Raw genomic sequence first — 19,576 nt, 5'->3', positions numbered from 1 at the left:
AACGGTCGCAACCATGGCCACACCCGTGATTCCGTCCTCACCGAGCCCGGAGAAGCCGGAGGTGACGGTCTCCCCAGCGCCCAGAGCCGAACGGAGCCGCCCCCAGGTGTCCGCGCCCACCCTGTCCTGCGTCCTGCTGACGATGGGCAACCGTCCGGCCGAGCTGCGCCGCGCCATCACCAGCGTGTTCGAGCAGGAGGACGCGGACGTCGAGGTCGTGGTCGTCGGCAACGGCGCGGACCTGCCGGAGCTGCCCGAGGGCGTCACACGGGTGCGCCTGCCGGAGAACGTGGGCATCCCCGAGGGACGCAACCACGGGGTGCGCGCGACCAGCGGCGACATCATCCTCTTCCTGGACGACGACGGCTGGTACCGCTCCAGGGACCTCGCCCGCCACGTGCGCGAGCGCTTCGCCGCCGACCCGTCGCTGGGCGCGCTGTCCTTCCGTATCGCCGACCCCGACGGCGGCCCCGACCAGCGCCGCCACGTGCCGCGCCTGCGCGTGGGCGACTCCCGCAAGTCGAGCGTGGTGACCACGTTCCTGGGCGGGGCGTGCGCGATCCGGCGCACCGCCTTCGAGGCCGGGGGCGGCCTGCCGGGCGACTTCTTCTACGCGCACGAGGAGACCGACCTCGCCTGGCGGATCATGGACGCGGGCTACGGGATCGAGTACGACGCCGACGCGGTGATGTACCACCCGGCGGTGGCGCCGACCCGGCACGAGAACTTCTACCGGCTCAACGCCCGCAACCGGGTGTGGCTGGCCCGCCGCAACCTGCCCTGGCCCCTGGCCGCGGCCTACCTCGGCACCTGGGTCGGGCTGACCGTGCTGCGCGAGCGCGACCGCGACGCGCTGCGCTCGTGGTTCGGGGGCTTCCGGGAGGGCTGGCGCGAGGAGGCCGGTCCGCGCACCCCGATCAGCTGGTCGACCGCGTGGCGGATGACCCGCGCCGGACGCCCGCCGATCATCTGAGCCCCCGGCCGGCGCCGGCCGGGGCCCGCCGCCCCCCGCGCGCCGGTGGCCGGTCCGGCCACGACAGCGAAAAGCCCCCTCGACCGACGGGCTCCGGAGTTCCAGAACTCCTCGGACCCACCGGTCGAGGGGGCTTTTCGCTCAGCTGGTGGCCGCGTCGCGGTGGCGCACCTGGGGGGCGCGATCCTTCGGCACGAAGTGGGGCCAGGTCGGCGTTCCGCATTCGGCCGCGTGCAGTGCCGCGCGCACGTTGGCGGAGAACAGGCGTGAGGCGTCCTCCAGGGTTCCGGCCTCCACACCCATCGTCACCGAGAGCGTGCGGTTGGCCAGGCTTCCGACCACGTCGGGGTCGACGATGCCGGGATCGCACTCCTGGAGGTTGTCCAACTCGTCGACGAAGCGGTCGACGAAGTCGTCGAAGTCCCGGTCACTGTCGGCGCCGTTCCGTGCTTCGAAGGAAAGGTCGGCTACGAGGTGGTGTGTGGTCACAGGTTCCGCTCCTCCCAGCATGTGGCCCGACGCAGCTGCCCCAGCAGGTCCTTGAGGTAATTTGCCCCGGAGGGCGTGAGCTTAACGGTCTTGAAGTGTTTCTCCGGGCACGGGCAGTACATCTTGTAGTACTTCCTCCTGCGCTCGACCCTCCACTGCCTGACCTCGGCTGCCCGGAGCACGGATTCCAGATCCTTGTTCGGGTGTCGTGGACGAACCATACGCAGTCCCAGCCGGTCGCACAGAGGGGAGAGGGGTCGGCGCCTGAGCTGCTGTGGCCCAAGCGTAGGTGAAGCCTAGGGGAGCGGGCTCCGACGGACCGGCGGTTCGGCGTTTTCGACCCGGATTCCTCGGGGCGGGACGCGGCGGGGGCAGGGCGGCGGCCGCGGCCTCGATGCGGTGACGGAAAACTGTTGCCGCTTGACAATAGTTGACTCTGGCGGCATTGTTTGCGGTTGGGAAGCCCGCCCCGAGGTGGCGGCTGCCCAGGGCAGGGCGGGGACGCCGGGGTTCCACCCAGACGTGGCGCCGGGCCGACCGTCCGGTCCGCACCAGTGGCTCAGGCCGTGCGGAAGTTCGGCTGGTCGGAACTCTCGGAGCGTTCCTCGGAGCGGCTCGCCGCCTCGCGGAAGGACACGAGCCCTTCCATGAGCATCACCCGCTTGCGCGGGGGCATGCGGGCGATGACCTCGTGGAGCTCAGCCTCCCTGCGGGCCCTCAGGTCGCGCAGGAAGGTCCGGCCGCTCTCGCTCAGCCAGAGCCTCAGCTCACGACGGCTGTTCGGACTCGGCGTCCGGGTCACGAAGCCGACCGCCTGGAGGCGGTCGCACAGCCTGCTCACGGACGGAGGAGTGGAACCCAGGCGCTCGGTCACCGTACGCAGGTTCACACCGTCCTCCTCCTCAAGGATGAAGAGGACCTTGAGCTGCGGAGGGGAGACCGGTGAGGAGGCGACCTCACGGCCGCGCCCCCAGAGCACTTCCATGAGTTCGGTGACGGTGGAGGCCGCACGGGCTGCTTCGGCTGTCGGTTCCTGCGATTCAGGACTCACTTTCCACTCTCACACGTCGCGTCTGTGAGCTGTACCCATCCGGCATCGGAAATGGGGTACCTCTACGACCATAACGGAACGCCCCGTTCCGCGCCCGCCGACCGTACCCGTGCCGGTGTGCGGGATACTTCTCCAATCGGCACAGAAAAAACAGGTCGAGCCAGTGAACAGATACGAGACCGTAGCGCGGTCCCTCCGCGAGGCCCAGCCGCACGGGCTCATGGCGGTCCTCCGTGGGGCTCTCTCCGAGGACTACGCGGCGGTGTCCGCCGAACTCTTCCTCGCTGACTACGGACTCAAGGTACTCTGCCACGTCCCCGATCCGCCCGGGGAGTGCGCGGGGGAGTACTCCGTCTTCAACAGTGTCGTGGGCAGGGTCTTCGGCGCTCAGGAGACCTTCGTCGAGGACAGCTTCGGCTCCGAGGCCGTCACCGTTCACCTTCCGGTGAGCGCCCGCGGCGACCGCCTGGGCGTGCTCACCGTCGAACTGAAGGCGGCCGACTACTCCGCCGGGGTGCTCGCCGAACTGGGGCAGGTCGCCAGCCTGCTGGGCCACGAGATCCTCGTCGCCGAGCGCGACACCGACGTCTACCGGACGCTGCGCCGCAGGGACCGCCTCACCCTGGCCGCCGAGGTCCAGTGGGACCTGCTGCCGGGCCGGGGATTCGAGTGCCCCGAGTACAGCATCGGCGCCCAGCTGGAGCCGGCCTACTCCATACGCGGCGACAACTTCGACTGGTCGGCCGCGCCGGACCGGCTCACCCTGGGCATCACCAACGGCATGGGCGAGGGCATCGACGCCTCGCTGCTGACCAGCCTGGCGGTCAACGCCCTGCGCAACGCCCGCCGCAGCGGGATCCCGCTGGCCGACCAGGTCGCCCTCGCCGACAAGGCCGTCTACGCCCACTACCGGGGAGAGCGCTACCTGGACGTCCTCCTGCTCGGCTTCGACCTGGCCACCGGCGAGGTGCAGGCGGTCGACGCGGGCTCGCCCCTCCTCTACCGCCTGCGCGGCGACCGCGTCGAGCAGCTGCCCTTCGAGGCCCAGCTGCCCATGGGCATGGCCGAGGACACCGTCTACACCGCGGAGCGCTTCCGGGTCGAGCCGGGCGACCGGCTGGTGTTCGTCAGCGACGGCGTGTTCGACGCCAAGGGGCCGTCCGAGGAGGAGACCTTCGGCAGCCGGGCACTGTCCCTGGCCATCCTGGCCACCAGGCTGGTGCCCAGCGCCTCCGTCCCCCAGGAGGTCCTGCGCCACCTGGCCGAGTACCGCGGTGAGCACGAGTCCGTCGACGACGCGCTGGTGGTATGCCTGGACTGGCGGGGCCGGAGCGAGCCGGAGTAGGCGCCTCGGCCGCCTCCGGCGCGCGCTGCGCCCCGTTTCCACCCGGCCCGCGTCTGGTAGACAATTGCCACGCGGCAAACAACGCAGGACCCCCCTTCCAGCGACACGCAGGACCACGAGGAGATGTATGACTGACGGAGCATCCGACCACTCCGGGTCGGGCGCGCGGATCGTGTCCGCCTTCCTCCGGCGCCGCAGGGAGCAGATCGCCCAGCGGTGGGCCGACCTGTCCCTCTTCCAGACGGTGTTCACCGTCACCCGGGACGAGGCCGTCGAGGCCTGCCACGCGGTCGTCGACTCCCTCGCGGTGGTCGCCGACAGCGGACGCGTCGACGACCTGGAGGCCCCGGGCTTCCACCCCGTCCGCGATCAGCTCGTCGCGATGACCGCCTCGCGGACCAGGTCGGGGCTGTCCATCGCCCAGGTCGACCGCGAGGTCGGCGTCCTGGGCGAGGCCGCGATGGAACTGCTGGTCGCGGACGCCCCCGAGACCGGGCCCGACGAGCTGTGCGACGTCCGCATCCAGCTCGTCACGCTGTTCGCCACCCTGCGGGTCATGGTCGTGGAGAGCATGCTCCAGGAGAACCAGGAGATCATCCAGCGCCAGCGCCAGCAGCTCCTGGAGATGGCGACCCCGGTCGTCAAGCTCTGGGACCGCCTCGTCGCCGTGCCGCTCATCGGCATGCTCGACAGCGCGCGCAGCCAGGTGGTGATGGAGAACCTCCTGGAGGCCATCGTCGAGCACAAGGCCACCATCGCCATCCTGGACATCACCGGCGTGTCCACGGTGGACTCGCTCGTGGCGCAGCACCTCATGAAGACCGTCGCCTCGGCGCGGCTCATGGGCGCGGAGTGCGTGATCTCCGGTATCCGCCCCGCCATCGCCCAGACCATCGTCCAACTCGGCCTCGACCTGGGCCCGGTCACCACCCGCGCCAGTCTGGCCGACGCGCTGGAGTGGGCGCTGGAGCGCCGTCAGCGCAACGTGCGGTCCGTCAAGGGCCCCGAGAGCTGATTGGACAGGTACGTGACTAGTCCTCCCACCATCCCGGTCCTCGACCTCGGCGGGTTGCTGCTCGTGAGCATCCAGGGCGAACTCCCCGACGAGGCCGCGGTCGATCTCCAGAACGACGTGACCGCCGCGGTGGCCGACACCGGTTCGCGCGGACTCATCATCGACATCAGCTCGCTCGACATGGTCGACTCCTTCCTCGCACGCGTCCTCGCCGAGGTGGCGGCCTCCTCCCGGCTCCTCGCGGCCAGGACCGTCCTGGTCGGCATGCGCCCGGCGGTGGCCATCACCCTGGTCGAACTGGGCCTGACCCTGCCGGGCATGGACACCGCCCGCACGGTCACCGAGGCGGCGGCCAGCTTCGGGGTCACCATCGAACGGAAGGATCGGCCGGAACGGGGCGCGACGTGAGCCGGACCTCCGCGGAACCGATCCACGTGCCCATCCGCAGGGACACCGACCTGACCGTGGTCCGCCAACAGGTGCGCGCCCTGGCACAGCAGACCGGATTCGGCCTGGTCCAGCAGACCAAGCTCGTGACCGCGGCCAGCGAGCTGGCCCGCAACACACTCCTGCACGGCGGGGGCGGGTCCACCGAGATCCGCGTCGTCCACGGCCAGGCGGGACAGGGACTGCGCGTGTCCTTCGTCGACTCCGGGCCGGGAATCCCCGACGTGGACATGGCCCTGACCGACGGCTACTCCACCGCGGGCGGCCTGGGCATGGGCCTGAGCGGCTCCAAACGCCTCGTGCAGGAGTTCGAGATCGAGAACCTCCCCGAGGGAGGGACCAGGGTGACCATCACCTCCTGGGCCGACCCCTACGGGCGCGGAGCCCGATGACCAGGGTCTGGGACCTGGCGGTCACCGACGCCACGCACGTGTCCGACGCGGCCCGGACCGCCCGCAAGGCCGCGCTCGGCATCGGTCTGGACGGGGCCGCGGCGGACGCCGCGGCCCTCGCCGCGTCCGAACTGGCGACCAACATGTGCAGGTACGCCGGCGGTGGGCGCTTCGTTGCGGAGGAGGCCAGGGAGCCGTGGGGAACGGCCCGGGCCCTGCAGATCCTCGCCCTGGACCACGGCCCCGGGATCCCCGACGTCCCGCGCGCCATGGAGGACGGCTTCTCCACCTCCGAGGACTCCCTGGGGGCGGGGCTCGGCGCCTGCGCGCGCGCCGCCGACTTCTTCGAGGTCCAGAGCGCTCCCGGGAGGGGGACGGTCGCGGTGGCCCGGTTCGCCCGGCCCGCCGACCGCGCGCTGTTCGGCGCCCGCGCGGCCACGGGCGGGATACACGTCCCCCTGGGCGGCTACAAGCTCTCCGGGGACGCCCTGGCCTTCCGCAGCGGCGGAGCCCTGCGCACGGTCATGCTCGCGGACGGACTCGGGCACGGTGAGGCCGCCTCGGAGGCCGCCGACGTGGCCTCGCGCTTCGTGACCGGGAGCCGGGGAGGGACCCCCGACACGCTGTTGCGCGGGCTGCACGAGGCGCTGCGGCGTACGCGCGGGGCGGCCGTGGCGATCGTCGAGATCGACGAGTCCCGGGGCCGCCTCACCTTCTGCGGGGTCGGCAACATCGGCGCGCGCCTGTACCGGGGCGGGCGCTGGGAGACACTGCTCTCCCAACCCGGGATCGTGGGGGCCTTCTCCCTGCGGACGCCGGTCCCGGCCCGGCGGGAGTGGTCCCCGGGCGACATGCTCATCCTGCACAGCGACGGGGTGCCGGGACGCTGGAAACCCGAGGGCGTCGAGGCACTGCGCGGCCACGACGCCGCGGTCGTGGCCGGAGCGGTGTTCCGGGACTCGGGCAGCGCGGCCCGTCCGCTGCGCGACGACACCAGCGTCGCCGTGGTCACGCACACCGCACGCCCTGACGGGGGAGGACGATGACGCAACCGCTGCTCGACCTGCGGGTCCGCGGCACGGTCGACGCGGCGCGGGCACGCGCGGCCATGGCACGCGTGCTCGGCGCCGCACGAGGCGGGGACGAGGCCGAACTGGAGTTCCTGGACGGCGCCTCCTCGTCGGCGCTGCGCGCGGCGGAACCCGACGGCCCGGCCGCGCTGGCGGTGGAGCTGTCCGAGGACGGGCTCGTGCTGCGCGCCACCGTCCGCGACGGCGCGGGGGAGAACTGTTGGGAGTCCGCCCTGCCCCTCCCCGAGCCCCTCGACCCGGAGGCCGCGGCGGACGGCGGTCAGGAGGAGGCCGACGCCGAACTCCTGGCGGCGGAGCTGCTGCGCACCTCCGAGCGCGCGGGGAGGGTGGCCGCCGTCGCGGCCGAGCGCGCACGCGAGCTGGAGTGGCACCAGCGCGAGCTGGAGGAGACCAACCAGGGCGTGCTCGCGCTGCACGCCGAACTCGCCGAGGCCAGCGACGAACAGCGCAGGCTCCTGGCGGCCGAGCGGGCGGCCCGGGACCAGGCGGAGGCCGCCCGCAACAGGCTCACGTTCCTCTCCACGGCCAGCGCGAGGCTCATGACCTCCCTGAACCAGTCGGAGATCTTCGCCCGCCTCCAGGACCTGCTCGTGCCCGAGCGCGCCGACGCCGTCGAGGCGTGGCTCACCGACGAGGACGGCGGCCTGTGCGCCTCCGACGCGCGTGAGGCAGCCGTGCCGGACACGGTGCTCCTGGCCGCGGCCCGGCAACGCCCGACGGACGCCCTGGCCGGGGAGGGAGAGCTGGCCCTCCCCCTGCTCACGGGCTCGGGGCTGCTCGGGGTGCTGCTGCTGCGCCGCACCGACCCCCTGGACGCCGACGACGAGGTCGTGCTGGTCGAACTCGCGCGGCGGGCGGCGGCTTCGCTGGACAACGCGCGCCGCTTCGAGCGCGAGCGCGACACGGCGGCCACCCTCCAGCGCGCCATGCTCACCGAGCTGCCCGAGACCCCGGGGATGGAGCTGACGGCCCGCTACCTGCCCGCCACGCGCGGGATGAACGTGGGCGGCGACTGGTACGACGTCTTCTCGCGGGGCGACGGCGAGTTCATCGGCGTGGTCGGCGACGTCACCGGGCACGGCATCCACGCGGCGGTGATGATGGGCCAGCTGCGCACGGCCCTGCGCGCGTACGCGCTGGAGGAGCGCAGCCCGGCCGTGCTGCTGGAACGCCTGCACCGGCTGCTGGGCCACCTCGAACCGGACCTGTTCGCGACCGCGGTCATCGTGCGCTTCCGGCCGGGGGACCCCGAGGTGGTGATGGCCGGGGCCGGGCACCCGCCGCCGCTGTGGCGCGACGGCGAGGGCAGGGCGGAGGCGGTGCCCCTGCCGTCCGGCGGCATGCTCGGCCTGCCGGTGGAGCTGTCCTACACCGACCACACCGTCGAACTGCCCCCGGGCGCCGCGCTGCTGCTGTACAGCGACGGCCTGATCGAGCGGCGCGGGGAGTCCATCGACGACGGGATCGCGCGCCTGGTGGAGGGCTTCGGGGGACCGCCGTACTGGCGGGGCGGCCCGGACAAGGCGGCCGACGACCTGCTGGACGCCATGGTCAAGTACCAGGACTGCGACGACGACGTGTGCCTGCTGGTCTTCCTCGCAGCCGAGCGGGACGCCCCGCGGGCGGACGGGTAGCGGCGGCCCGGGTCCGCGCGCGCGAGGGGCCGGGCACCCTCGGTGCCCGGCCCCTGACGCGGTGCCCCGCCCCCGTCGCCCGCCCTCCCGGGGCCGGCGCAGGGGCCGCGGATCAGATCTCGGTGAAGGCCTCGTCGTACTCCAGGCGCGGCAGGCGGTCGAACCACGCGTCCGGGCCCGGCCTGCCGACGTTCATGACCACCAGGGGCCGCAGTGTGGAGTCCTCGCCGAAGAACTCGCGGCGCACGCCCTCGGCGTCGAAGCCGGTCATCGGCCCTGCCGCCAGACCTGCGGCGCGCACGCCCAGGACCAGGTAGCCGATCTGGAGGAACGCGTTCTGCAGGGCCATGCTCTCGCGGGCCTCGACGGGCATCCCGGAGAAGTTGTCCCGGGCGTCGGGCGCGACGGGGAAGGTCTTCGGGAAGTGCTCGTGGAAGTCGGAGTCCGCGGACAGGATCAGGGTGAGCGGCGCCGTCGAGGTCTTGGGGGCGTTGTTGCCCGCCATGTGCGCCACGAGGCGCTCGCGGGCCTCGGCCGAACGCACCACGGTGACCCGCAGCGGCTGGTTGTTCATGGCGGTCGGCCCGTACTTGACCAGGTCGTGGATCGCGCGGACCTGCTCCTCGGTGACCGGCTCGTCGGTGAAGCTGTTCGCGGTACGGGCGTCCCGGAAGAGCAGGTCCTGGGCCGCCTTGTCGAGTACCAGCGCGTCAGTCATGTGTTTCCTCGGTCGTGCTCGTGGTGTGGCGGGGGGCCGTGCGGAGTCGGCTCCGACGTGGACCACAACACTTGTTGACGAGGAAGATATTTCTTGGACTGGAAGTGGGGTCAGTCACGCACGGGAGTGCGCTGGCGACTCCGCGGGGGCGGCACGACGGCCAGCGGCCCGCCGGAGGCCTCGTCCGCCCACGCCTCCAGGCGCTTGACGAACAGGCGCGCCTGGACCGGCCAGTGGAAGGAGGTCCGCGCGATCCGGTGCCCGGTGCGCGCCAGGTTCCGGCGCAGCTCCGCGTCCCGGCGCAGCCGCAGCACCGACTCCGCCGCGGCCGACACGTCCCCGAACGGCACCACCAGGCCCGACGGGCCCTCCGGACGGCCGGTCACCAGCTCCTGTGCCATCGGGTTGGGCGTGGTCACCACCGGCAGGCCGTGCGCCATGTACTCCACGACCTTGGTCGGCATCGAGTGCCGGTAGTTGGGCGTGTCGTGCAGCAGGCTCAGCCCCGCCATGGCGCCCGCGCAGATCCGCAGCGCCCGGTCGTTGGGCACGAACCCGTACCAGTGCAGGACGTCCTCCTGCTGGGCCTCGCGCAGCAGCGGCCGCACCCCGGCGTCGGCCCCGCCGATCACCTCCAGGCGCACGCCGTGCGGGCGCAGCATGCGCCCCAGCTCCACCAGTTCGCGCGCGCCGCGCGCCTCGGACACCTGGCCTAGGTACACGATCCGGTCGTCGCCCGGCTCGCGCGCCGGGAACTCCGGCACCTCGGTGGTGTTGGGCACCACCGGGTGCTCCAGGCGGAACCGGGAGCGGTACCCCTCCTCGGCCAGCATCAGCCGCATCCGCCGCTCCGCGTGCCGCTCGAAGGAGCGCACCACCGTGCCCAGCGGACGCCGCAGCGCCCGGGGCACCCACGCCTTGGTGAGCAGGGCCGCCGCCGTGTCCTCGTGCACGTCCCACACCGTCACCGGGCGTCTGGACGGCAGGGCCATCAGGAGTTCGGGGTCGTGGAAGAGCAGCAGGTCGGCCAGGGGCGCCTGCTCGGCGAGCACCGCGCGGGCGGCGCGCAGCGAGGCGAGCCGCTCGCGCCCCGAGGAGCGCGGCACGTCCACCGAGCGCAGTTCCGACCAGGGGGTCACCCCGCACTCGCGGAACGGCGCCACATAGGTCACGCTGTGTCCGGCGTCCAACAGGGCGCGGATCTGCCGGTGCAGGATCCGTGCGTCCTCCGGGTGGTGCACCACCGTGGCCACGAGCGCGTGCATCGATCTCACCTACCTGTGTCGCCGTCTGAGGCCCTCTCGGGCGGATCGGCCTGGCCGCTCCTCTCGGAGCGGTATCAGCTCTTCGTCACGGTATTCAGCGGGAAAGACGCGCCGAGGAAAGCCCGGTGGCCGCACGGAGTGCAGCGGGTGAACCTTCGGCCGGGGGAAGGTGAACGCCGAAAGGCACGCCGATGAACGCGGTGTGCTCGCGGATCGGCGTGCCCGTCGGGACGGGTCCCTCAGCTCACAGGACCTCGATGCCCTCCCGTGTGACGTGGCGCCGCACCTGCGAGGGGACCGCGGAGTCCTCGGGGTCGGGGCGGCGCAGCACGCCCCGGGTGTCCAGGAGCAGCCGCGCGTACTCCTCCAGCCGCTTGGGCCGGTACTCGGCGTGGTCGGTGAGCAGGATGGTCAGGTCGGCCTCGGCCAGGGCGCGGTCCAGGTCGGTGGACCTGGGCACGTCCACGCCGTCGACCTGCCAGGACTCCACGTGCGGGTCGTGGTAGGTCAGCGTGGCGCCCTTGGCGGCCAGCTTGCGCGCGACCGGCCGGGCCGGGGACTCGCGCTGGTCGGCGATGTCGGCCTTGTAGGTGACGCCCAGCAGCAGCACCTTGGAGCGCGACAGGGCCAGGCCGGAGTCGTTGAGCAGCTCCTGCGCCCGCTGGATGACGTAGGAGGGCATGCGGCCGTTGATCTCCTGGGCCAGCTCCACGAACCGGAACGGGTAGCCGAGGGTCTTGACCTTGTACGACAGGTAGTTCGGGTCGATGGGGATGCAGTGGCCGCCCACGCCCGGGCCCGGGTAGAAGGCCTGGAAGCCGAACGGCTTGGTGGCCGCCGCGGCGATGGAGTCCCACAGGTCCACGCCCAGCTCCTGGCAGAAGATGGCCATCTCGTTGACCAGGGCGATGTTGACGTGGCGGTAGGTGTTCTCCAGCAGCTTGGCCATCTCGGCCTCGCGGGTGCCGCGCGCCCGCACCACCGTGTTCACGAAGGCGCCGTAGAACTCCGCCGCCGCCTCGCCGCACTCCTGCGTCAGGCCGCCGACCACCTTGGGCGTGTTGGCCACGCCGAAGGTCGGGTTGCCGGGGTCGATGCGCTCGGGCGAGAAGGCCAGGTGGAAGTCGGCGCCCGCGACCAGGCCGGACTTCTCCAGCAGCGGGCGGACCACCTCCTCGGTGGTGCCGGGGTAGGTGGTCGACTCCAGGATGACCAGGGTGCCGGGCTGCAGCTGGGCGGCGATCGCCTCGGCCGCGGACGTCACCGCGCCCAGGTCGGGGCCGCCCTCGGCCGACAGCGGCGTGGGCACGCAGATCACGATGGTGCGCGCGGCGGCCAGGCAGGCCGGGTCGGTGGTCGCGGTGAAACCGCGGTCCAGCATCCGGCGCACGTCCTCCGCGGAGAGGTCGTCCACGTGCGAGACGGCGTTGTTGAGCCCGTCGACGACGCGGTCGCTCACGTCCAGACCGGTGACCTTCAGGCCGGCGGACACGGCCTCGGCCGCCAGCGGCAGGCCGACGTAGCCGAGGCCGAGAACGACGAGGTCGCTGACCGCACCGGCGGACTGCTCGGAGACAAGGGCTGGGTTGGAGGCTGCGGCATCCACTTCGTGGTCACACTCGCATTCATCTCGTGAACGGGCGTAAATAGCGGGAAGTGCCATTGCTCAGTGCGTTAGACGTCTGAGTGTAAGCACGTGTTGTCCACGCTTACGGGTTCTGGCCTGGTTCGGTCATTTCGCGAATCTGAACCCGATACGCCTGGTTGTAGCGGTATGCGGCCTCGGCCCAGGTGCGGTCGCCGACGAGATCGCGACCCGCACTGCCGTAGGAGATCCGCTTTTCACGACTGTAAGCGAGTTTTGTCAGCACATCGGCTAGGGTCGCCGATTCGCCTGCCGGAATTAACTCTCCTGTCACTCCCGGTTCCACGATCTCTCGCAACGCGGGGAGATCACTGGCCACCACCGGAAGCCCGCCCGCCATGGCCTCCACGGGTTTGAGCGGGGTGACCAGACGGCACACCCGCTCGTCGCGCCTGGGCACCGCGAACACGTCCAGCGCGGCGTGGTGGTCGCGCACCCGCGCGGCCGGGACGCGGCCGGTGAAGTGCGCGGCCCCCTCCAGACCCAGCGAGTCGGCCAGGGAGCGCAGCGCGGGCAGCTCGGGGCCGTCCCCCACCACCAGGGCGTGCGCCGCCTCGCCGCGTTCGCGCATCAGGGCCACCGCCTCCAGCAGCGTGTCCAGGCCCTCGTAGCCGAAGCAGCTGGTGGTGGTGCCCACCACGAAGTCCTCGCCGCCGATCCCCAGCTCGGCGCGCACCCCCGCGCCCGGCGGCAGCGGGGCCAGGAAGGAGGCGTCCACCGCGTTGGGCACCACCAGCAGGCGCTCGCGCGGCACGCCGCGCGCCTCGATGTCGGCGCGCATCGCCTCGCCCAGGGTCACCACAAGGTCGGCGGCCAGCATGCACTCGGTCTCGCTCGCGCGCTCGGCCCGGTAGAAGGCGTCGTCCACGCTGCGCGAGGGGTCGCGCGAGAGCCACGACTCCTCCAGGAAGCCCCGCACCTCGTACACCACCGGCAGGCCGAACCTGCGGCCCAGCTCCAGGGCCAGGCGGGCGTTGTGGTGGTTGCTCGCGGCGTGCAGCACGTCGGGCCGCAGCGCCTCCACCAGCTCCGACCCCAGCCGCACCCCCGCGGCCAGCTCCTGGGCGGCGTCGGCGGGCGCCGTCCAGGGGAGGAGGCGGTGGTAGGGGATGCCGTCCACCCGCACCAGCGTGCGCGGGTCGGGAACCCCCTTGACCAGGGGGTACCCCGCCCGGGTGACCACGTGCACGTCCATTCCGGCCTCGCGCTGGGCGACCGCGATCTTGTGGGTGCGCTGGGTGTAGCCCGCGTTGGTGTGCGGCAGCGCGTTGGTCACCAGGTGCAGCACCCGCAGGCCCGCTCCGGGTGACGCCGGGTCCCCGGCCACACGCCACCGTTCACCCTCCGACGCCTCCGGTCGCCGAGCGTTCACCGTGGCGTCGGGCGGCGTTCGTGGATCGCGGGTTAACGTGATGGCGTGACGGTCAGGCGACGTGGACGGGGGCGCGGCGACAGCGCGTCCCGTGGCCAGGGCCGTCCGATGCTCCGCGGCCTCCCGAAGAGCGCCCTCCGGAAGCTGTTCGACCAGCTCCCGGGCGGTGGCCGCGTCTCCCGCCGCCAGGCAGGACGCCACCAGGCGGCCCACCCGGCGGGGGGAGGCACCGCTCGCCGCGGCGAGCACCGCCTCGCGGGCGTCCGCGCGCCGGCCCTGGTCCCACAGGGCGTAGGCGCGGGCCCGGCCGCCCGCCCGGGAGGCCAGGGCGCGCACCGCGCGCCGGGGCGGACCGGGCGTCAGCCGCAGCGCCAGCAGCGGCAGCCGGGCCGGTTCGGCCCGCAGGTGTCGCCAGGCCAACGAGAGGGTGAACGTCGCCGCTCGCGGCCAGCGGGCGCGCGGACGCGGAACCTGGGTTTCGGAAGCTTGGGTGTCATGCACGGTCAGTCACACAACCACGCGGACGTGACCGTACGGTGACACCACGGCGACACGGACGGGACGGCTCGGGCAAGGAACGCCGCCGGACCACACCAGTCCCGCCGGTCACGGCGGGAACACCACCCCAACAGAAGGAAACGTGAGAGCCGTGGCAACGAGTGCCCCCCTGGGGAGCCAGGACACCGGGATCGTGCACGTCGTCGGCGCGCGCCCCAACTTCGTCAAGGCAGCGCCCGTGGTCTCCGCCCTGCGCGGACGCGGCGCGCACCAGGCGGTCGTGCACACCGGCCAGCACTACGACGACCGCATGTCCGCGGTGTTCTTCCGCGACCTGGGCCTGCCCACCCCCGACGTCGACCTCGGCGTCGGCTCGGGCTCCCACGCCGCCCAGACCGCCGCGCTCATGGTGGGCCTGGAGAAGGAGTTCACCGAGCGCAGGCCCGGCATGGTGGTCGTCTACGGCGACGTCAACTCCACCGTGGCCGCGGCCCTGGTCGCCGCCAAGCTGCACGTCCCCGTCGCCCACGTGGAGGCGGGGCTGCGCTCCTTCGACAACACCATGCCCGAGGAGATCAACCGCCGCGTCACCGACCAGCTCAGCGACGTGTGCTTCGCCACCAGCCCGGAGGCCGTCGGCCACCTGGCCGCCGAGGGCGTCCCGCCCTCCCGCGTCCACCTGGTCGGCAACCCCATGATCGACACCCTCCTGGGCAACCTCGACCGCTTCGACGCCGACGCCCTGCGCGAGCGCCTGGACCTGCCCGAGCGCTACGTCGCCGCCACCCTGCACCGGCCCGCGAACGTGGACGACCCCGACACCGTCGCCCGCCTCGCCGCGCGCCTGCACGAGATCGCCGACCTCGCCGACGTGGTCATGCCCGTGCACCCGCGCGGCAAGGCCGCCTTCGACCGGGCCGGGCTCGGCGACCACCCGCGCGTGCGGCTCCTCGAACCCCTGGGCTACCTCGACTTCGTCGCGCTCACCCGCGGCGCCGCCGCCGTGGTCACCGACTCCGGCGGCGTCCAGGAGGAGACCACGATCCTCGGGGTCCCCTGCCTGACCCTGCGCCCCAACACCGAGCGCCCCGTCACCATCACCCACGGCACCAACCAGCTCGTCACGGAGGCCGACCTCCTCCAGGCCGTCACCAAGGTCCTGCACGGGCGGAGCCCGGAGCGGATCGGCGACACCCCGCCCCTGTGGGACGGCCGCGCGGGGGAGCGCATCGCCTCCGTGCTCACCCAGTGGTCGAGGTGAACCCCATGACACACGAACACCGCGCACCCGTTCCCGCACCCAGGAACGCCAGCGCGCGGGAACGCGCCGTACGGGGCGCGGTCCCGGTCCAGGCACGCGGGGCGCGCCGAAGAGCGGCCCCTATTCCCCCGCAGCGGTCCAGGTGATCCACCATGGCACACGTCCCTCCAACCGTCCCGCACCCCAGGGGCCCCGCCGGGCCCGCGACACGCCTGGCCATGGGCATCCGCACCCGGCCGGGCACTCGCAGGGTGCACCGCACGTCGCAGTCGGACCCGACGCACGGCGCGGTGGTTTCGCCGAACCGAACCGAACACAAGGTGGCAGACCGTGAAACGGCGTGAACAGAGCCAGACCGAACAGCTCCGGCAGGCGCTGGCCGAGCGCGAGGCCCAGCTCCAGGAGGCGCGCAGCCGGCTCGCCGCCCTGGAGGGCTCCACCTCGCTCCAGGTGGGCAAGGCGCTCACGGCCGCCGCCAAGCGCCCAGGCAAATCCCTGGTCAAACTTCCCCGTGACCTCTACCGCCTCTGGCGCAGTAGCGGCAACACCCGGCACACCGAGCGCCGCCGCCGCGGCGGCGCCGAGCCGGTCCGCTCCTTCGACGCCGAGCGCCAGGAGTCGCGCCTGCTCACCGGCCTGAGCGGCGGCAGCGAGGACCTGCTGGTCGTCGCCACGGTCGTCGGCCCCTCCATCGCGGAGGCGATCGACCCCTACGTGCGCCCGGTGCCGCTGCGCCCGCACGACGCCCAGATCGTCATGGACGGCGTCGACGTGGACCTGGTCCTGGTCTCGGCCTCGGCCGCCGCCCCCGGGTCGCCGTGGGCGCACGTGGGCGACCCCGCGGCCGCCGACCGCACCCGCGCCCTGCACTGGGTGCTGGAGTCCGCCGCCTCCCGCGGCATCCCCACGGTCCTGCTCGACGACGTCCCCTCGCCGCCCGCCCTGCGCGAGCTGGGCTTCGACAGGGTCCACCGGGGCGACGCCGGGGTCCCCCTGCACCTGTTCAACCCCGTGGCCGCCGACCTGACGCCCGGGCCCGAGACGGTCTTCGTGCGCGTCCACCGCGAGGAGCCCGTCCCCGGCGTCCTCGCCGGGCTGGACGCGGGCGTGGTGGAGGCCGACTCCCGCGGCCTCGCCGACGCCCTGCGCGCCGCCAAGGTCGCCGTCGTCGCGCCCCTGACCGCCGAGGAGCCCCGGCTGCACAGCCGCGCCTGGGCCTGCGGCACCCGCGCGGTGACCGCGGGGGAGGGCCTGGCCGTCACGGTGCCGCGCATGCGCGCCGAGGAGCCCACCGCGGCCGAGCAGCGCGGCATGCTCCGCCAGGTCTTCCTGCGCGAGGCCACCCCGGTGCGCCTCGCCGAGATCCTGGACGGCCTGGACTTCCCGCCCGGCACGCCCGGCCGTGAACTGCCGCTGCGCGGCCGGTCCGTAGCTGTCCTGGCCGACCCCGCGGGGGAGGCGGACGCCGACCGGCTCGCCGACGACCTGCTGGCCTCCGCGCTCAGGCCCGCCGAGGTGGTCGTGCCCGGCACGGCCTCCCGCCTGCCCGGGATCCAGCGGCTGCGCGCCGAGGGCGTCACCGTGCGCACGGTACGCTTCAACGCCCCGGACACCCCCGAGGAACTCACCCGCGACGAGCCCGGAGGCCGCGCCGGGGAGCCCTGGGCCACCCTGGCCGAGCGCGCCACCGCGCCGTGGTCGCACCTGTGGACCGCTCCGGTCGGCCGCAGGCGCCTGGCCGACCTGGTCTGCGCGGTGGAGTGCACGGACGCCGACGCGGTCGGTACCGTCGACGCGTCGGCCGCCGAGCCGGGCGCGCACGGTCTCCTCGACCGTCCAGGCACCGCGGACCGTCAGTACGTCTTCGTCAGCGCGGTCGTGCCGGAACTGGTCCGCACCACGCTGCTGAGGCGCGGCTGGGACCCGGCGGAGTGGAACCGCCGCGGCACCCGGCTCCTGGCCCTGGGCCCCGACCACGGGACGGGCGACGACGCGGAGGACCCCGTGTCCGACGCGGCCGACGCCTCGACCGGCGCCGTCGGATGAGCCGTACGGGCAACGAGAAAGCATCCGAAGGGAAGAACGTGAGCACACCGCCTCCGCGCGCACTCCTGTACGGGGACGTGGACCTCAACATCATCGACGGTTCCGCGATCTGGGCGCAGTCGATGGCGCAGGCCCTGGCCGCCGCCGGATGCGAGGTGACCCTGCTGCTGAAGGCGCCCGTGCGCACCGACCGGCTCACCGAGCCCCTCACCAGGGTGCCCGGGGTCCGGCTGCTGCGGCCCTACGAGGACAAGGCGCTGCCCGACCTGGGGCCGAGGGGGCTCACCCCGGAGCAGGCCGTCACCCTGATGACCAGGCACCACGAGCGCAAGCCCTTCGACCTCGTCGTCGTGCGCGGGCGCCGCCTGGCCGGGCTGGCCGCGCAGGAGGAGGCGCTGGCGGGCCGCCTGTGGACCTACCTGACCGACTTCCCGCACAGCGTGGGCGAGCTGTCCGCGACCGCCACCGCCGAACTCACCGAGATCGCGCTGGCCTCGCGGTTCCTGCTCTGCCAGACCGAGGAGCTGCGCGCCTTCCTGGAGTCGACGGTGCCCGCCGCCTGCGGCCGGTCGGTCCTGTTCCCGCCCGTGGTGGTCGTCCCCGAGGACGTGCGCGCCGACGGCGGGGCCGGCGGCCGCGCCCGCCTGGCCTACACCGGCAAGTTCGCGCCCCGCTGGAACACCCTGGAGATGACCGAGCTGCCCGCCGAGCTGGCGCGGCGCGGGGTGGACGCCGAACTCGTGATGATCGGCGACAAGATCCACGCCGAACCCGCCGACTGGGCCAAGAACATGCGCAGGGCCCTGGAGGGCACCCCGAACGTGGACTGGCGCGGCGGGATGTCGCGCGCCGAGGCGCTCCGCCAGGCCGCCGAGTGCGGCTTCGGGCTGTCCTGGCGCGACCCGTCCATGGACGCCAGCCTGGAGCTGTCCACCAAGGTGCTGGAGCTGGGCGCGCTCGGACTGCCGGTGGTGCTCAACCGCACGCCCATGCACGAGGCCATGCTGGGCGCGGACTACCCGCTCTTCGCCGGGACCGACGTCGCCTCGGTCGCCGACGTGGTGGCCCGCGCCCACGGCGACCGCGCGGTCTACGCGGACGCCGCCGCGCGCTGCCGCGACGCCGCGGCCGACCACACGCTGGAGCGGGCCGCCGAGCGGCTGCGCGGCTACCTCGCCGACGCCCTGCCGCCCACCCCCGAGGGCGCCGACCCCGAGCGGCCGCTCAAGGTGGTCATCGCCGGGCACGACATGAAGTTCTTCACCCGCCTGGCCGAGTACCTGGACTCGCTGCCCGGTCTCGACGTGCGCATGGACGAGTGGGAGGGGCTGAGCACCCACGACCAGTACCGCTCCCGGGAGCTGGCCGCCTGGGCCGACGTGGTGATCTGCGAGTGGTGCGGGCCCAACGCGCTGTTCTACTCCAAGTGGAAGCGCCCCGACCAGCGGCTCATCGTGCGGCTGCACCGCTTCGAGCTCTACGCGGAGTGGCCCCGCAAGCTCGACATCGACAAGGTCGACGCGGTGGTGTGCGTGAGCCCCCACTACGCCGACCTGACCCGCGAGATCACCGGGTGGCCCGCCGGGAAGGTGGTCGTGGTCCCCAACTGGGTGGACGACGAGCAGCTCGGCCGCCCCAAGCTCCCCGGGGCCGAGTACTCCCTGGGCATGGTCGGCATCGCGCCCTCGCGCAAGCGGCTGGACCGGGGCCTGGACGTCATCGCCGAGCTGCGGCGCATGGACCCGCGGTACACGCTGTCGGTCAAGACCAAGCAGCCGTGGGAGTACTGGTGGATCTGGAACCGGCCGGAGGAGCGCGCCTACTTCGAGCGCGTCTACCGGCGGATCCAGCGCGACGAGCGCCTCGCCTCCGGGGTGGTGTTCGACCCCTTCGGGCCGGACGTGGCCACCTGGCTGCGGCGGGTGGGGTTCATGCTCTCCACCAGCGACGACGAGTCCTTCCACCTGGCGCCCGCCGAGTGCGCCGCCTCGGGCGGCGTGCCCGCCCTGCTGCCGTGGCCGGGCGCGGACACCATCTACGACCCGCACTGGATCCACGACGACGCCGTGGCGATGGCCGAGGCCATCCACGCGACCGTCAGCGAGGGGCGGTTCTCCTCGGAGGCCGCGCGCGCACGCGAGGAGGTCACCACCGCCTACGGCCTGTCCCGGGTGCGGTCGCTGTGGAGCGACCTGGTGGTCCGCGGCAGGGCGCCCCAGGCGGAGCACTCCGCCGCCACAGCAGGCGCCTGAGGCACGGCGCGGGCCTGGGCGAGGCGTCGGCCGGAGCCCGGGGCCCGCGCCGGTGAACCCGTTCCCTGAGGGGCCGCGGGCC

The 19,576-nt window shown here is 73.2% G+C and carries 17 protein-coding genes; 10 read left to right on the top strand and 7 right to left on the bottom strand.

The genetic code is table 11. From position 1 onward, the window contains the following. Nucleotides 1-106: 106 nt before the first annotated feature. Nucleotides 107-973: a glycosyltransferase family 2 protein gene (locus tag NDAS_RS19130; protein WP_013154868.1), complete on the top strand. Its 867-nt coding sequence runs from the start codon at nt 107-109 to the stop codon at nt 971-973. 141 nt (nt 974-1,114) lie between these two features. Here the strand turns inward: NDAS_RS19130 and NDAS_RS19125 are convergent, their stop codons facing one another. From NDAS_RS19125 to NDAS_RS19115, 3 genes are all read right to left on the bottom strand, one after another. Continuing rightward, a complete protein-coding gene (locus NDAS_RS19125; protein WP_013154867.1) occupies nt 1,115-1,462 on the bottom strand; it encodes a hypothetical protein in 348 nt (115 codons plus the stop codon). Beyond that, entirely contained in the window at nt 1,459-1,644 is a 186-nt protein-coding gene (locus tag NDAS_RS19120; protein WP_041552865.1) for a hypothetical protein, read from the bottom strand. The genes NDAS_RS19125 and NDAS_RS19120 overlap by 4 nt, the downstream gene beginning before the upstream one ends. 377 nt (nt 1,645-2,021) lie before the next feature. Beyond that, nucleotides 2,022-2,447, bottom strand: a complete 426-nt coding sequence (locus NDAS_RS19115) for a MarR family transcriptional regulator (protein WP_013154865.1) — start codon at nt 2,445-2,447, stop codon at nt 2,022-2,024. A gap of 286 nt (nt 2,448-2,733) precedes the next feature. Between NDAS_RS19115 and NDAS_RS19110 the strand changes: the two genes are divergently transcribed. The 6 genes from NDAS_RS19110 (at nt 2,734) to NDAS_RS19085 (ending at nt 8,437) form a co-directional block, all read left to right on the top strand. Beyond that, on the top strand, nt 2,734-3,858 hold the full coding sequence (locus tag NDAS_RS19110; protein WP_049800386.1) for a PP2C family protein-serine/threonine phosphatase: 1,125 nt from the start codon (nt 2,734-2,736) through the stop codon (nt 3,856-3,858). Nucleotides 3,859-3,985: 127 nt separating this feature from the next. After that, entirely contained in the window at nt 3,986-4,873 is an 888-nt protein-coding gene (locus NDAS_RS19105; RefSeq protein ID WP_013154863.1) for an STAS domain-containing protein, read from the top strand. A gap of 12 nt (nt 4,874-4,885) precedes the next feature. Then, complete coding sequence (locus NDAS_RS19100; protein WP_013154862.1) at nt 4,886-5,281, top strand: STAS domain-containing protein; 396 nt, start codon at nt 4,886-4,888, stop codon at nt 5,279-5,281. Next, nucleotides 5,278-5,712 (top strand): anti-sigma regulatory factor, encoded by a 435-nt coding sequence (locus NDAS_RS19095; protein WP_013154861.1) that lies wholly within the window; start codon nt 5,278-5,280, stop codon nt 5,710-5,712. The genes NDAS_RS19100 and NDAS_RS19095 overlap by 4 nt, the downstream gene beginning before the upstream one ends. Beyond that, on the top strand, nt 5,709-6,758 hold the full coding sequence (locus NDAS_RS19090) for a SpoIIE family protein phosphatase (protein WP_013154860.1): 1,050 nt from the start codon (nt 5,709-5,711) through the stop codon (nt 6,756-6,758). Before NDAS_RS19095 ends, NDAS_RS19090 begins: the two co-directional genes overlap by 4 nt. Then, nucleotides 6,755-8,437, top strand: coding sequence for a PP2C family protein-serine/threonine phosphatase (locus NDAS_RS19085; protein ID WP_013154859.1), 1,683 nt, complete (start codon nt 6,755-6,757; stop codon nt 8,435-8,437). The genes NDAS_RS19090 and NDAS_RS19085 overlap by 4 nt, the downstream gene beginning before the upstream one ends. Before the next feature lie 112 nt (nt 8,438-8,549). Here the strand turns inward: NDAS_RS19085 and NDAS_RS19080 are convergent, their stop codons facing one another. The 4 genes from NDAS_RS19080 to NDAS_RS19065 form a co-directional block, all read right to left on the bottom strand. Beyond that, nucleotides 8,550-9,155, bottom strand: a complete 606-nt coding sequence (locus tag NDAS_RS19080; protein WP_013154858.1) for a malonic semialdehyde reductase — start codon at nt 9,153-9,155, stop codon at nt 8,550-8,552. Nucleotides 9,156-9,265: 110 nt separating this feature from the next. After that, nucleotides 9,266-10,420 (bottom strand): glycosyltransferase, encoded by a 1,155-nt coding sequence (locus NDAS_RS19075; protein ID WP_013154857.1) that lies wholly within the window; start codon nt 10,418-10,420, stop codon nt 9,266-9,268. Between the two features lie 244 nt (nt 10,421-10,664). Continuing rightward, complete coding sequence (locus NDAS_RS19070; RefSeq protein WP_013154856.1) at nt 10,665-12,026, bottom strand: nucleotide sugar dehydrogenase; 1,362 nt, start codon at nt 12,024-12,026, stop codon at nt 10,665-10,667. 103 nt (nt 12,027-12,129) lie between these two features. Continuing rightward, nucleotides 12,130-13,857, bottom strand: a complete 1,728-nt coding sequence (locus NDAS_RS19065) for a glycosyltransferase family 4 protein (protein WP_013154855.1) — start codon at nt 13,855-13,857, stop codon at nt 12,130-12,132. A 229-nt stretch (nt 13,858-14,086) separates the two neighbouring features. Here NDAS_RS19065 and wecB point away from each other — a divergent pair, with 229 nt between their 5' ends. From wecB to NDAS_RS19050, 3 genes are all read left to right on the top strand, one after another. Continuing rightward, the gene (gene wecB, locus NDAS_RS19060; RefSeq protein WP_041552863.1) at nt 14,087-15,196 is read left to right on the top strand and encodes a non-hydrolyzing UDP-N-acetylglucosamine 2-epimerase; all 1,110 of its coding nucleotides are present in this window, start codon (nt 14,087-14,089) and stop codon (nt 15,194-15,196) included. A gap of 330 nt (nt 15,197-15,526) precedes the next feature. Further along, nucleotides 15,527-17,242, top strand: a complete 1,716-nt coding sequence (locus NDAS_RS19055; RefSeq protein WP_013154853.1) for a hypothetical protein — start codon at nt 15,527-15,529, stop codon at nt 17,240-17,242. A gap of 38 nt (nt 17,243-17,280) precedes the next feature. Continuing rightward, on the top strand, nt 17,281-19,494 hold the full coding sequence (locus NDAS_RS19050) for a glycosyltransferase (protein WP_232051702.1): 2,214 nt from the start codon (nt 17,281-17,283) through the stop codon (nt 19,492-19,494). Nucleotides 19,495-19,576: the final 82 nt, after the last annotated feature.

The sequence above is a fragment of the Nocardiopsis dassonvillei subsp. dassonvillei DSM 43111 genome (assembly GCF_000092985.1).
Taxonomy (GTDB): domain Bacteria; phylum Actinomycetota; class Actinomycetes; order Streptosporangiales; family Streptosporangiaceae; genus Nocardiopsis; species Nocardiopsis dassonvillei.
Note: the sequence above shows the minus strand (reverse complement) of the source record. Positions and strands in the feature narration are given on the sequence as shown.